Below are 14,063 nucleotides of genomic sequence, written 5' to 3'. Positions count from 1 at the left end.
TTTCGCGCGGAGCGCCAGCGGAGCGGGAAACGGCCTGTCGGCCGCAACGGGGGTTCCAGGGGGTCGCCCCCCTGGGATGGCACTGCTAGCATCCCTCCATGCGAACCGTGACCCGCCGGTGGTGGTGGGGCCGCTGAGGCGGCGCCGGTTCGTGCATGTCCAGACCAGGCGACCGCCCTCACCGGCGGTCGTTTCTCGTTGTCCGCCGGATGCAGGGCCCGAAAACGAGGGGCCACCGCGGTGGAGACCGTCTCACAGCAGGCCGACGTACCACAGGCCGGGACCAGCGAGTTCGTCACGGCCGGGGGCGTGCGGGTGACCCGTACGGCCGTCCCGGTCGACTCCGAGCGCAAGTCCGCGGTGCTCAACGCCCTCGTCGCGGCCGTGGGGGAGCGGCGCGGCGGTGTGCTGAGCTCGGGCATGGAGTATCCGGGCCGCTACAGCCGCTGGCACATGGCCTATGTCGATCCGTGCCTGGAGATCGTCGCGCGCGGGCGGGACGTGACGGTCCGGGCGCTGAACGGGCGGGGGCGGGTCGTGCTGCCGGCGGTGGCGGGTGTGCTGCGTCCGGTCGGCGAGGTCCGCGCGGACGAGCCGGGGGTGTTCGAGGTCTTCGTCCCGCCGACGGAGGAGTTCTTCACCGAGGAGGAGCGCAGCCGCCAGCCGACCGTGTTCACGGCGCTGCGCGCGCTGGTCGACCTGTTCCGGTGCGACGACTCGCACCTCGGCCTGTACGGGGCGTTCGGCTACGACCTGTCGTTGCAGTTCGAGCCGCTGCGGACGCGCCTGGAGCGGCCCGCCGACCAGCGTGACCTCGTGCTGCACCTGGCGGACGAGATGGTCGTCGTGGACCGCAAGCGGGAGACCTCGCACCGCATGTCGTACGAGTTCGAGGTCGGCGGGGCGAGCACGGCGGGGCTGCCGCGCGCGACCGAGCCGACGCCGGTCCCCGAGCGGGGGGAGCTGCCGCCGCAGCCGGTGCCGGGCGTGTACGCGCAGATGGTGCGGGACGCCAAGGAGCGGTTCGTCCGCGGCGACCTGTTCGAGGTGACGCCCGGCCACGCCATGTACGGGCGCTGCGACGCGCCCGCGGCGTTCTTCGAGCGGCTCCGCGAGACCAATCCCGCGCCGTTCGAGTTCATGTTCAACCTGGGGGACGGCGAGTACCTGGTCGGCGCGTCGCCGGAGATGTTCGTGCGGGTCGCCGGCGACCGGGTGGAGACCTGCCCGATCGCCGGGACGATCAAGCGCGGCGCGGACGCGCTGGAGGACGCCCGGCAGATCCGCGCGATCCTGTCGTCGGCGAAGGACGAGTCGGAGCTGACGATGTGCACCGACGTCGACCGCAACGACAAGTCGCGGATCTGCGTGCCGGGCAGCGTGCGGGTGCTCGGGCGCCGGCAGATCGAGCTGTACTCGCGGCTGATCCACACCGTCGACCACATCGAGGGCCGGCTGCGTCCGGGGTTCGACGCGCTGGACGCGTTCCTGACCCACATGTGGGCGGTCACGGTCACGGGCGCGCCCAAGGCGTGGGCGATGCAGTTCATCGAGGACCACGAGGACTCGCCGCGCCGCTGGTATGGCGGCGCCGTCGGCTGCGTCGGCTTCGACGGGTCGATGAACACCGGGCTGACGCTGCGCACCGCGCAGATCCGTGACGGGATCGCGACGGTGCGGGCCGGCGCGACGCTGCTGTACGACTCCGATCCCGAGGAGGAGGAGCGCGAGACGCACCTGAAGGCCAGCGCGCTGCTGGGGGCGCTGGAGGCCGCGCAGCGGCAGGCCGCCGGGGCGGCGGCCGAGGAGCCGGAGGCGGCGCCGGAGACGCCGGGCGAGGGGCTGAAGGTGCTGCTCGTCGACCACGAGGACTCGTTCGTCAACACCCTCGCCGACTACTTCCGGCAGCAGGGCGCCGAGGTGGTCACGCTGCGGCACGGGTTCCCGGCGCGGATGCTGGACGAGCAGGCGCCGGACCTGGTGGTGCTGTCGCCCGGCCCGGGCCGTCCGGACGACTTCGCGACCCGGCGGCTGCTGGACGACCTCGGCGAGCGGGACCTGCCGGTGTTCGGGGTGTGCCTGGGGCTGCAGGCGATGGTCGAGCACGCGGGCGGCGAGCTGACGCTGCTGCCGGAGCCGTCGCACGGCAAGCCCGGCCGGGTGCGGGTGACCGGGGGAGCGCTGTTCGAGGGGCTCGCCGGCGAGTTCACCGCGGCCCGGTACCACTCGCTGCACGCCACCCCGGAGCGGGTGAAGGGCTTCGAGGTGACGGCGCTGACCGGGGACGTCGTCATGGCGGTAGAGGACCGCGAGCGGCGGCGGTGGGCGGTGCAGTTCCATCCGGAGTCGATCCTGACCGCGGCGGGCGGCGCGGGGCACCGGATCGTGGCGAACGTGCTGCGGCTCTGCCGGGAGCGGTGAGGGGCGCGGCCGTACTCGTTCGGGGCCAAATGTCAACCCGCCGCACGCAGGAGCCGGGTCTCGTCCTGAAGCATCATCGCGGGCGCCCGGAAATGGTCCCGTGGTTCATGGACCGGTCCCGGCGAACGCGGAAGACTCGGTGACCGGCCACCGCGCCGCCCGGCGCGCGTGATCGCCGTTATCCCGGCGGAGGGGGGACGCGTCCCCCCTCCGCACGGAAACCCCCTGCGCGCGGGCCTTTCCGGCCGAATCCACCCGCACCGAAACGCCGGTTCAGGGTTGACCGAATCAAGAGAGTGGTTTTGCCGGGTTCTTTCCGGGGATCCCCGTCGCCATGATTGCACTTCTGTCCATCATCGCGGCGATCCTCGTGATCGCCGGCATCTATGTGATCCTCGCCCGGCGTGAGCTGATCTGGGGCATCGTCCTCATCGTCGTCGGCCTCCTCGTCGGCCCCGGCGGAGTCAGCATCTTCACCTGACCCCGTCGGACCGGCGCCCCCGGGGACGAAAAGGTGACGAGGGCTGTCAGGTTTTCGCGCCAGCATCGTCCCCATGAGCCGTGAACTGAAAGGCACGATCGCACTCGTCGCGGGCGGCACCCGCGGCGCCGGCCGCGGCATCGCCGCCGAGCTGGGCGCCGCGGGCGCCACCGTGTACGTGACGGGCCGCACCACCCGGGCGCACCGGTCGGAGATGGGGCGCCCCGAGACCATCGAGGAGACCGCCGAGCTCGTGACCGCCGCGGGCGGCGAGGGCATCGCCGTCCGGGTCGACCATCTCGACCCCGGGCAGGTCACCGGGCTCGTCCGGCGGATCGACGAGGAGCACGGGCGGTTGGACGTCCTGGTCAACGACGTCTGGGGCGCCGACCACCTGTTCCAGTTCGGCAGGCCGCTGTGGGAGCAGTCGCTGGAGGACGGCCTGCGGATGCTGCGGCTGGCCATCGACACCCATGCCATCACCAGCCACTGCGCGCTGCCGCTGCTGATCCGCCAACCGGGCGGCCTCGTCGTGGAGATGACCGACGGGACCGCCGAGTACAACGCCCGCTACCGCGAGGACGTCGGGTTCTTCTACGACCTCGCCAAGAGCGCCGTCATCCGGATGGCGCTGGCCCAGTCCGCGGAGATCGCACCGCACGGCGCCACCGCCGTCGCGCTCACGCCCGGCTGGCTGCGGTCGGAGGCGATGCTGGAGCACTTCGGCGTCACCGAGGAGAACTGGCGGGACGGAACCGCCAAGGACCCGCACTTCGGCATCTCCGAGTCGCCCGCCTTCGTCGGACGGGCCGTCGCCGCGCTCGCCGCCGACCCCGACCGGGCGCGCTGGAACGGCGCGTCCCTGTCCAGCGGCGGACTCGCCCAGGTCTACAGATTCACCGACTCCGACGGCAGCCGCCCCGACTGCTGGCGCCACATCGCCGACGGCCGTCCCGCCGACCTCACCGGCTACCGCTAGCCGGGTGCGTCAGAGCAGGCCGTCGAGCTGGTCGGTGAGCCGGACGAGGGCGGGCAGCGCGTCCCGGATAGCGGTGCGGTCGGTCTCGTCGAGGCCCTCCAGCGCGGTGTTCAGCCGCCGCTCGTGCGCCCGGGCCCACGCGGCGAGCTGGTCGCGGCCGGCGTCGGTGAGGGTGACCGCGGACGCCCGCCGGTCGGCGGGGTCGACGGCCCGCGCCACCAGCCCCGCGGTGATCATCTGGCCGACCAGCCCGCTGACCGTGCTGGTGGCGAGGCGCTGCCGCGCGGCGAGGTCGCCGATCCGGACGGGGGAGCGCTCGGCGAGGACCTGCAGCAGCTCGACCTGCGCCATCGGCAGCGTCTCCCACGGGTACTCGGTGCGGATCGAGGCGCGCAGCGCCCGCCGCAGCCGGGTCACGGCCTCGGTGAGCAGGCGCGCGTCCGTCGCGCGCGTGGGCGTGCCGGGTTCGGGGGGCGGCGGCTCGGACATGCGCGCAACTCTAGCCGGGCTCCCCTCGCACGCCGTTCCGCCCGCCCGTCGCCGCCCACGCCGCCGCCACGGTGACCAGCGCCGCCGCGAGGAGCACGGCGATCGCCCAGTGCGTCCCGTCGAGACGCCCGCCGTCCGGCCCGAGGTGCAGGGCCAGCGTGACGAACGCGACCCCGAGCGCGGTCCCGAGGCTGCGCGCCATGTTGACCAGGCCGCCGCCGGTGCCCGACCACCGCGCCGGCACGGCCTTCATGATCAGCGCGTTGTTGGCGGGGGTGAACACGCCCAGCCCGAGCCCGAGGACGGCGGACTGCGCGGCCAGCCAGCCGGGGGACAGGGGAAGGAAGAGCAGCGCCGCGAGGGACGCCGCCGCGATGCCGGCGCCGAGCACGCCGCGGGCCCGGTCGCCCATGCCGCGCAGCAGCGGGTCGGCGCCGACCGCGCCGAGCCCGAACCCGGCGGGCAGCGCGGTCAGCACCAGCCCCGCCAGCAGCTCCGACGAGCCGCGGCCGGTCAGCACGATCGGCACCAGCACCAGCGGGCCGAACAGCACCAGGTACGCGCCGAGCGCCCCGGCGAGCCCGGCCGACACCGCGCGCACCCGCAGCAGGCCGAGGTCCAGCAGGGGAGAGGGCGCCCTCCGCTGCCGGGCCGCGAACGCCCAGCCTCCCGCGACCGCCACGGCGAACAGCGCCACGACGCCCCACGCCGGCACCGGCAGCCCGGACGCCGCCGAGACGCCGAGCAGGCCCGCGGTCGTCGCGACCGTCAGCAGCACCGCGCCGGCGCGGTCGAGCTCGCGGGACTCGCTGCGCTCGCGCGTCCGCGGCAGCAGGTAGTGGCCCGCGACCAGCGCGACGATCCCGATCGGCACGTTGACGCCGAACACCCAGCGCCAGCCCAGCGTGGACACCAGCGCGCCGCCCACCGTCGGCCCGAGCGCCAGCCCGAGCGCCTGCGCGGCGGCCTGCACTCCCAGCGCGCCGCGCGTCCGGCCGGACGGCGCGCTGGTCACCACCAGCGCCACGCTGTTGGCCTGCATCATCGCCGCCCCGGCGGCCTGCACGACCCGGAAGGCGATCAGCGCCGGCAGTGACGGCGCCAGCCCGCACGCCGCCGACGCGACCGCGAACACGCCGAATCCGTGCAGGTAGAGCAGCTTGCGGCCGCGTGCGTCGGAGAGCCGGCCGACCGGGATCAGCAGCGCCACCAGCGTCAGCAGGTAGCCCAGGGACACCCATTCCACGGCGGCGAGGGACGCCCCGAACTCCCCGCGCAGGCTGCCGTAGGTGAGGGTGACGACGCTGGCGTCGAGCTGGCCCATGAACGCGCCGAAGCAGACGGTCGCGACCGCGAGCCACCAGGCGCGGGGATGCTCGCGCACCCGGTGCGGCCGCGGCCGCTCCCGGACCAGCACGGCGGGCAGCCGCCGGAGCAGGGGTCGTTCCGCCAGTTGATCGCTCACGTCACCTCCGGCCGCGGCCGCCCCTCGGCGGCGCGGCGCATCGCACCGTCGTCCGCTGCACAATTTACATCGGTGACCGAAATATTCGGTTACCGTCCTATGTGTGCATGGTCACAGCGGCCCCGCGTCCCGGTGATCGAAGCCGAGGCTCAGTCGGCGTAGAGCGCGGCGAGCCGTGCGGCGCCGTCCGCCATCCGTGCCCGCAGCGGCGGCGGGCCGAGCACCTCGACCTCCGCTCCGAGCCGCATCAGCTGGGACGCCGCGACCTCCAGCGACTCGACCCGCAGCGTGGCGACCCGGCGGCCCCGCTCGTCGGGCTCCCCGGCGGTCTCGGCGGCCTGCTCGGCCGCGACCGGCTCGACCGCGAGGCGCAGCAGCCGCATGCCGTCCGGGCTGAGCCGTACGGTGATCTCCTCGCGCAGCATCGACCGGACGAACGCCGCCGCCTGCTCGTCCCAGTGCCGCGCGAGGTCGAACGCCTCGTCCCGCTCGAACACCGCGCCCGCAGGCTCCACCGCCGCGACGCGGTCGACCCGGTACGTGCGGGGCTGCCCGCCGACCCGCCCCACGAGGTACCAGGTGCCGTTCTTCAGCACGAGCCCGTACGGGTCGACGGTCCGGGTGACCTCCCGGTCCTTGCGGTACCGCAGTACGACGGTCTCGTCCCGCCAGACCGCGCGCGCGAGGTCGCGCAGCAGCGGCGGGGTCTCGGCATCGCCGAACCAGCCCGGAGCGTCCAGGTGGAAGCGCTGCCCGGCCCGCACCGGCGCGTCCCGCAGCGTCGCCGGCAGCGCCGCGAGCACCTTCAGCTCCGCCGCCGCGACGGCGTCGGCGAGTCCCATCTCCCCGGCCGGGCCGGGCAGCCCGGACAGGAACAGCGCCTCCGCCTCCTCCCGGCTGAGCCCGGTGAGCCGCGTCCGGTACCCGCCGACGAGGCGGTACCCGCCGTGGCGGCCCTGGTCGGCGTAGACGGGGACCCCGGCCGCCGACAGCGCCTCCACGTCCCGGTAGACGGTCCGCTCCGAGACCTCCAGCTCTCGGGCCAGCTCGCCCGCCGTCATCGTCCCCCGCGACTGCAGGAGCAGGACCAGTGAGATCAACCGGGCGGCGCGCATGCCCCCATTCTCGCCGGGCCGGGAGCCCCGCCGGACATTCCTGACAATCTTGTGGCAGGTTCGCCGGATTTCGCTGTTCCGGCCGGGTGGACGGCTGTTAGCTTCGCGGCGTGCTGACCGAAACATCCTCCCTCGGGGCGTTCATCGACGCCCTTCCGAAGGTCGAGCTGCACGTCCACCTCGTGGGCTCCGCCTCCGTCCCCACCGTCCTGGAACTGGCCCGCCGGCACCCCGGCGGCCCCGTCCCGGCGGACGAGCGCGAACTGCGCGCCTTCTACGAGTTCCGCGACTTCCCGCACTTCGCCGAGGTGTACGAGGCGGTGTCGAGCCTGGTGCGGACCCCCGAGGACGTCGGGACCCTCGTCCTCGGCACCGCCCGCGACCTCGCCGCGCAGAACGCCCGGTACGTCGAGCTGACCGTCACCCCGTACACCCACCAGCGCGCCGGCATGCCGATGCCCGCGATCACCGAGGCCCTCGACCACGCCGTCCGCGAGGCCCGCGACCGGCACGGGATCCGCGTGGCCTACATCTTCGACATCCCCGGCGAGTTCGGTGCCGAGGCCGCCCGCGGCACCCTCGACCACGCCCTCGCCCACCCGCCCGAGGCGCTCGTCGGATTCGGCCTCGGCGGCATCGAGCAGTGCCGCCCGCCGCACCGGGACGCGTTCCGCGACGCCTTCCGCGCCGCCCGCGCCGCCGGGCTGCGCAGCCTTCCGCACGCCGGCGAGATGACCGGCCCCGAGACGATCTGGGAGGCCATCGACGGCCTCGGCGCCGAGCGGATCGGCCACGGCACCAGCTGCCTGGACGACCCGCGCCTCACCGCCCGCCTGCGCGAGACCCAGATCCCGCTGGAGGTGTGCCCCACGTCCAACCTGCGGACCGGGCAGGTCGCGTCGCTGGCCGAGCATCCCCTGCCGCGCATGCTGGAGGAGGGCCTGTTCGTCACGCTGAACAGCGACGACCCGCCCATGTTCGACACCACGCTGACCGGCGAGTACCGCGCCGCCGCCGAGGTGTTCGGCCTCGGCCGCGCCGAACTCGCCGCGCTCGCCCGCAACGCCGTGACCGCGTCGTCCCTCGACGAGGCGGGACGGCGCGAGATCACGGCCGAGATCGACGCGCTGGCCGCCGGCTAACCCCACGCCATGCGGCGCCAGGGGCTGGCCGGATCGTCCGCGAGCATGCGGTGGCCGGTCAGGGACCGGTCGTACCACTCACCGAACTCGCCCTCATCGAACCGGAGCATGCGGCCGAGGATGTACCCCGCCGAGAACGACGTCCACGACGGGTACACCTGGTTCGCGTGATGGCCCGCCCGCAGGACGCACTTCTCGGCCTCCTCGGCGTCGCAGTACCCGGCGTTCAGCCCCCAGCGGGCCATGTTCACCGCGCGGCCGAAGTCGTAGCCGTAGACGCTCTCGACCAGGCCGTCGGGCGCCAGCAGCCCGTCCGCGCGGAACCGGGCCTCGTACCGCCGGACCAGCTCCGCCAGTGCGACGACCTGGCCGATGGTGTCGTCGGAGATGTCGCGCTCGCGGCACCAGGCGACGATCGCCGACCGCCAGGCGTGCGGGTCGGTGCCCCGGCCGCGCTGGTCGAGCACCATCTGGATGGCCGGATCGCTGTTCTCGGCGTTCAGCAACCGGTCCACCTGCTCGCGCCAGCCCGCGGCGTCGGTGATGCCCCAGTCGCGTTCGAGCAGGACCCGGTCGTCGCGGGCGCCGTCCGGCGTGGCGAGCGTGTTCCACGGGACGCCGTTCCCGACCGCCAGGTGCGCGCCCACCCCGAGCGCCGCGGCGAGCCGTCCCCACGCGGCGCTGTCGGGATCGGTGATCAGGACGTCGTGGTCGCGGTCGGGGCGCCGCTCGGCGTCGGCGAGCAGCGCGGCCACCTGCCGGTGCCCGTCGCCGCCGGGCGGCATCTTCGCCAGCAGGTCCCGCAGCGGGCCGAGCGCCCCGCGCGGCCCCGCGTCCTTGACGATCAGCCGCGCGGCGTGGACGCCCGCGACGTCGGCGCGCTTGTGGTCCTGCACCGAACGGAAGCCCGCCATCGCGCCCCACGCCCGGCGCGCCGCGTCGCCCGTTCTGCCGGCGGCGGCCAGCACGTGCGCCGCCTGCCCGTCCAGCGTCGCGCGGACCTCCGGTCCGCCGGGCAGCGCGGCCGCCGCCCGTTCGGCACCGTCCAGCACGCGGAGCGCCTCGTCCACCCGGCCCGCAGCGGCCAGCGCACGGGCCTGCCGGGCCCGCACGGCGGCGGCCGACGCCCGGTCCCCGCGCGCCTCGGCGTCCTGCGCCGCGGACGCGTACGCCTCCGCGGCCTCCTCCGAACGGCCCTGCCGCTCGTACCTGCGCGCCCGGTCCAGCATGGCCTGAAACGTCATCGATCCCTCCGTACGGCGCATACCGTATCGGGACGCCGGTCAGCCGGCCGCGGTGATCTCCACCCGGGTGTCGTGGAACACCGGGCCGCCGCCGAGGTCGGTGGCGCGCTCGTCGACCACCGCGTTGGCGTTAGACCCGCCGGCGAACTTCGGCCAGTGGCCCTTGGCGGTCGCCGCGACACCGGGCCTGACCTGGTCGGTCACCCGCAGGATGGCCTCGAAGGAGCCGCGGTCGTTGCCGACCCGCACCCGCTGCCCGTCCGCCAGGCCGCGCGCCGACGCGTCGTCCGGATGCACCCGCACGGTCGGCTCGCCGGCGCGGCGCCGCAACTCCGGGTTGTTGCCGAACTGGGTGTTGAGGAACTCGTGCGATGCCGCCGAGATCAGTGCCAGCGGGTAGCGCCCGGCCCGCTCGGCGTCGGCGACCTCGGCCGGCGGGACGTAGCCGGCCAGCGGGTCCGCCCCGGCGCCCGCCGCTCGCGCCGACCGGAACTCCAGCCGCCCCGACGGCGTCGGGAACCCGTCCGCGTACGGGACGAACGGATCCGGCACCGCCAGCCGAGCGAACCCCTCCTTGCGGAGCCGGTCCAGCGTGATCCCCGCCATCCACGGATGGTCGGAGGCCAGCAGTTGCTCGGCCAGCCGCTCGTCGGAGTCGTAGACGGCGGGCTCATCGATGCCCATCCGGCGCGCGAGCCGCCGGAACGTCTCGGACGTCGGCAGGCACTCGCCCGGCGGCGCCACGGCCGGCTCGTTCCAGGTCAGGTGCAGATGCCCGTACCCCTCGTGCAGGTCGGCGTGCTCGTGCTGCGCCGTCGCGGGCAGCACGATGTCGGCGTAGTCCACTGTGTCGGTCGGGAACTGCTCCAGCACCACGGTGAACAGGTCCTCGCGCGCCAGGCCTCGCCGCACCTTGTTCTGGTGCGGCGTACTGCCCGCCGGGTTCGCCGCGATGACGAACAGCGCCTTGACCGGCGGGTCCTGGACGTCCAGCAGCCCCTCGCCCAGCCGGCTCATCGACAGCGTCCGCACCGGTCCCGGGCGCAGATCGTCCCGGTACAGGGCTGCCTTGTTGAGCTTGATGTGGCCCGACGTCGAGAACGCGAGGCCGCCGCCGTGCCGCCGCCAGTCCCCGGTGACCGCCGGGATGCCCGCCAGCACGCGGAGCGTCGCGCCGCCGCCGGAGTGCCGCTGGATGCCCTGTGTCGCCCGGATGGCGGTGGGACGGGTGCGTGCGATCCGCTCGCCCAGCGCGACGATGTCCGCGGCCGGAACGCCGGTGATCTCCGCGGCACGCTCCGGCGGGAACTCCGCGATCCGCTCCCGGAACTCCTCCCACCCCAGCGTGTGGTCGCGGAGGAACTCCTCGTCCTGTGCGCCGAGCCCCACGATCACGTTCAGCACCCCCAGCGCGAGCGCCGCGTCGGTGCCGGGCAGCGGGGCCAGGTGCTCGTCGGCCTGCTGCGCCGTCCGCGTCCGCACCGGGTCGATCGCCACCAGGTGCGCCCCCGCCTTGCGCGCGTCCTGGACGAACTTCCACACGTGGTGACCGCTGGTCAGCGGATTCGTCCCCCACAGAAGGATCAGCCGGGCGTGCGCGAGGTCCTGCGGGTCCATGCCCCCCGCCGAGCCGATCGTCGCCTTCATCCCGGCGGCGCCGGCCGCCGAGCAGATGTCGACGGCATGCGCCGACGCCCCCAGCACGTTGAAGAACCGCCGCCCGCCGTAGCCCTCGCAGCCCTGCAGGTAGCCGAGCGTGCCCGTGCCCCAGTAGGGCCAGACGGCCTCGCCGCCGTGCTCGCCGATGACGCCTCGCAGCCGCCTGGCGATCTCGTCCAGCGCCTCGTCCCAGGTGATCCGCTCGAACCGGCCCTCGCCCTTCGCGCCGACCCGCCGCATCGGGTACAGGATCCGGTCGGGCTGCTCCGCCCGCTCCAGCCACCGGTTGACCTTCGTGCACAGCGCCCCGCGCGTGTACGGATGGTCCGGGTTGCCGCGCAGCCCGACGGCCTTCCCGTCCCGGACGGTCACCACCCACGAGCAGCCGTCGGGGCAGTCCAGCGGGCACGCCCCCAGCACCTTCAGCTCGGCCGCCATCCGTCCTCCCGTTCGCGTCGGTGGCCAGGCCTCCGAGGTAACCACATGACCATCACCACAATTCACCCATGACACCTGCTCTGGCGTCCGCGGCGGGTCGCGGCGGCCGCGCCGGGGTGGTTTCCTATGAGGCGAAGAGACGACCCGTGGGGGGAGCAGAGTGAAGAGCGTCGAGCCTGAGGTGTTCCTCGTTGCGCGGCCCGAGCTGGACTACGGCGAGGTCGCCCGGTACCTGCGGGACGTCGGCGGGGAGAGCTGGCTGGAGCGGCTCGACCGCGGCGACCTCGACGGCGAGCTGAACGACCCCCAGAACCTCGCGGAGTTCGCCGGGCGGCTGTGCTACCGCTCCTGGGAGCCGGGCCTCAACCCGAACGTGACCAAGGTCCGCACCGACTCGTCCGCCTACCTGGAGAACATCCTCCGGAGCCTGCACGGGTCGGTGCTGGAGCACGTCAGCTTCAGCTTCGTCCTGCACAACGTCAGCCGGGTGCTGACGCACGAGCTCGTCCGGCACCGCCCGGGCGTCGCCATCTCGCAGGAGTCCCTGCGGTACGTCCGGCTCCAGGACATCCCCTTCTGGTTCCCCGAGTGGGCCCGCGAGGACGCCGAGCTGATGAAGCGCGCCACCGCCATGCTGGAGCAGATGGAGGAGTTCCAGGGGTGGATGGCCGAGCACTTCGGGCTCGACGAGGAGGGCACCCCCTTCAAGGAGAAGAAGCACAAGACCTCCTTCATGCGCCGCTTCGCCCCCGAGGGCGTCGGGACGGGCCTGGTCTGGACGGCCAACGTCCGCAGCCTGCGGCACACCCTGGAGAACCGCACCGCGCCCGGGGCCGAGGAGGAGATCCGCCTGCTCTTCGGCAGGATCGGCGAGCTGATGCGCACGGAGGCGCCCGACCTGTTCGGCGACTACGAGATCGAGGACGGGGCCTGGGTGCCCCGGTGGCGCAAGGTCTGACGGCCCGCGGAGACCGGCTGCGGCCGGGGTCTGTACGTACGGCGTACGGCTGCGGCAGGATGCGGGGGCATGGCCGACATCATGATTCCCGCCGGCGCGCGGGAACTGCCCGCGTACCTCGCCGTCCCCGAGGGGGAGGGGCCGTGGCCCGCCGTGGTCATCGTGTTCGAGGCGCTCGGCGCCACCGAGGACATGCGCGCGCAGGCCGACCGGTTCGCCTCCCGCGGCTATCTGGCGGTGCTCCCGGACCTGTACGACGGGGCGCCGTGGCTGCGGTGCGTCCGCAAGGCGATGCTGCAGATGCGCGCCGGACGCGGTCCGGCCTACGACGCGGTGGAGGCGGCGCGGGCGTGGCTGGCGGCCCGCGACGACTGCACCGGCGACGTGGGCGTGTGCGGCTTCTGCATGGGCGGCGGGTTCGCGCTGGTCGCCGCGGCGAAGTACGACTTCGCGGCGGCTGCGGTCAACTACGGCATCCTGCCGAGAAGGCCGGAGGAGGCGCTGCGCGGGACGTGCCCGATCGTCGCCAGCTACGGCGGCGAGGACCGGACGCTGCGCGGCGCCGCCGCGAAGCTGGATCGGGTCCTGACCACGGCGGACGTCCCGCACGACGTCAAGGAGTACCCGGGCAGCGGGCACAGCTTCCTCACCAAGACCGAGATGCCGGGCCTGCTCGGCCCCGTCACGAAGATCGCCTTCGGGCTGGGCAAGGGCCGCGAGAACGGCCCGGACGCCTGGGAGCGCATCTTCGCCTTCTTCGACGAGCACGTCGCCAAAAAATCTACAACGTAAAGGCGTCGGCTCACAGACGCAGCACCGCCTGCGTCTGAGTCACCTGGGCGACACGGCGGCCAGTGCCGTCATACAGATCGGTCTGGACGACGATCGAGGTCCGGCCCGTGTGCAGCGGATGCGACACGCCGCGCACGCGTCCCTCCTTCACGCCCCGGAAGAAGTTGGTCTTGGACTCCAGCGTCGTCGTGGACGCACCGGGCGGCAGGTTGAGGAAGGCGCAGGCCGCGCCAAGGGTGTCGGCGAGCGCCATGAGGGCGCCGCCGTGCATCAGCCCGCCGGCCGTGCAGCGGTCCGCCGCCCAGTCGAGGTGACCGGCGACCTCCTCGGGCGCGGCCTCGTCGATCTCCACCCCGAGCGCACGGGCGAACGGCATGGCATCGGTGATCTGGTCGGGCGTGAGTTCCGTCGTCATCGATCCTCCTCGGAAAGTCCAACCCACCCTCTCGATCACCCGGTCACCACGTCCATTACCTCCCGGGTAAAGCTGAGGCGTCCGACCGCGTAGGAGGGAGCCGACCGGGGAGCCTCCCACCTGCAGTGATGCTGCGGGCCAGGGCCGCCGGGGGTAGGGGAGCGGGCCGACGCGACGGCATGAAGGAACGCCGCGTCCGATCGGCAGTGCACCCGCCCAAAGGTCGTCACCACCACTCGCGAGGGTTACCTGTTTGCCTGGGCGACCCAAGGCAAAGCCGCGGACCCCGAGTGGCCCACCTACCACCACGACGACCGGCGTACCGGGCGTTACGGCCCCCTGGGCTGACCCGCCGAGGGCCCCGCATCCCCGCCGGCCCGAGATCATCCGAACTTTTTTTGGCGCCCGCGGACTGGCCCTGAGGCCGCGTGTGGCGGGTGTTTTGGGCTGTCTTTGCTGGTGGGC

12 protein-coding genes are annotated in these 14,063 nt (G+C 73.8%); 6 read left to right on the top strand and 6 right to left on the bottom strand.

What is annotated here, in order from left to right; all coding sequences use genetic code 11:
• Positions 1-240: 240 nt before the first annotated feature.
• From ABD296_RS46450 to ABD296_RS46440, 3 genes are all read left to right on the top strand, one after another.
• On the top strand, positions 241-2,421 hold the full coding sequence (locus ABD296_RS46450; protein WP_344283865.1) for an anthranilate synthase component I: 2,181 nt from the start codon (positions 241-243) through the stop codon (positions 2,419-2,421).
• Between the two features lie 334 nt (positions 2,422-2,755).
• Positions 2,756-2,902 (top strand): GPGG-motif small membrane protein, encoded by a 147-nt coding sequence (locus ABD296_RS46445; RefSeq protein WP_285913828.1) that lies wholly within the window; start codon positions 2,756-2,758, stop codon positions 2,900-2,902.
• 73 nt (positions 2,903-2,975) lie between these two features.
• Complete coding sequence (locus ABD296_RS46440) at positions 2,976-3,881, top strand: SDR family oxidoreductase (RefSeq protein ID WP_344283860.1); 906 nt, start codon at positions 2,976-2,978, stop codon at positions 3,879-3,881.
• Between the two features lie 9 nt (positions 3,882-3,890).
• Here the strand turns inward: ABD296_RS46440 and ABD296_RS46435 are convergent, their stop codons facing one another.
• The 3 genes from ABD296_RS46435 to ABD296_RS46425 form a co-directional block, all read right to left on the bottom strand.
• Positions 3,891-4,370, bottom strand: a complete 480-nt coding sequence (locus ABD296_RS46435) for a MarR family winged helix-turn-helix transcriptional regulator (protein ID WP_344283858.1) — start codon at positions 4,368-4,370, stop codon at positions 3,891-3,893.
• 10 nt (positions 4,371-4,380) lie between these two features.
• A complete protein-coding gene (locus ABD296_RS46430) occupies positions 4,381-5,835 on the bottom strand; it encodes an MFS transporter (protein ID WP_344283857.1) in 1,455 nt (484 codons plus the stop codon).
• A gap of 149 nt (positions 5,836-5,984) precedes the next feature.
• Positions 5,985-6,950, bottom strand: coding sequence for a helix-turn-helix transcriptional regulator (locus ABD296_RS46425; protein ID WP_344283855.1), 966 nt, complete (start codon positions 6,948-6,950; stop codon positions 5,985-5,987).
• 110 nt (positions 6,951-7,060) lie between these two features.
• On the opposite strand from ABD296_RS46425, the gene add reads away from it, so the two are divergent.
• Positions 7,061-8,092 (top strand): adenosine deaminase, encoded by a 1,032-nt coding sequence (gene add, locus ABD296_RS46420; RefSeq protein WP_344283852.1) that lies wholly within the window; start codon positions 7,061-7,063, stop codon positions 8,090-8,092.
• Here add and ABD296_RS46415 read toward each other — a convergent pair.
• Together ABD296_RS46415 and ABD296_RS46410 are read right to left on the bottom strand one after the other, a co-directional pair.
• Positions 8,089-9,336: a DUF1266 domain-containing protein gene (locus tag ABD296_RS46415; RefSeq protein WP_344283849.1), complete on the bottom strand. Its 1,248-nt coding sequence runs from the start codon at positions 9,334-9,336 to the stop codon at positions 8,089-8,091. The two genes, add and ABD296_RS46415, sit on opposite strands and share 4 nt — an antisense overlap.
• A gap of 39 nt (positions 9,337-9,375) precedes the next feature.
• A complete protein-coding gene (locus tag ABD296_RS46410; protein WP_344283846.1) occupies positions 9,376-11,433 on the bottom strand; it encodes a molybdopterin-containing oxidoreductase family protein in 2,058 nt (685 codons plus the stop codon).
• Positions 11,434-11,593: 160 nt separating this feature from the next.
• Here ABD296_RS46410 and thyX point away from each other — a divergent pair, with 160 nt between their 5' ends.
• Positions 11,594-12,391, top strand: coding sequence for an FAD-dependent thymidylate synthase (thyX, locus tag ABD296_RS46405; RefSeq protein ID WP_344283843.1), 798 nt, complete (start codon positions 11,594-11,596; stop codon positions 12,389-12,391).
• A gap of 69 nt (positions 12,392-12,460) precedes the next feature.
• Positions 12,461-13,183 (top strand): dienelactone hydrolase family protein, encoded by a 723-nt coding sequence (locus tag ABD296_RS46400; RefSeq protein WP_344283840.1) that lies wholly within the window; start codon positions 12,461-12,463, stop codon positions 13,181-13,183.
• A gap of 10 nt (positions 13,184-13,193) precedes the next feature.
• Here ABD296_RS46400 and ABD296_RS46395 read toward each other — a convergent pair whose 3' ends face one another.
• Positions 13,194-13,598 carry a PaaI family thioesterase gene (locus tag ABD296_RS46395; RefSeq protein WP_344283837.1) on the bottom strand — a complete coding sequence of 135 codons (405 nt, stop codon included), beginning with the start codon at positions 13,596-13,598 and terminating at the stop codon, positions 13,194-13,196.
• Positions 13,599-14,063 lie beyond the last annotated feature (465 nt).

It is taken from the genome of Actinomadura napierensis, from assembly GCF_039529375.1.
GTDB lineage: Bacteria > Actinomycetota > Actinomycetes > Streptosporangiales > Streptosporangiaceae > Spirillospora > Spirillospora napierensis.
This window is presented reverse-complemented; position numbering and strand designations above follow the sequence as displayed.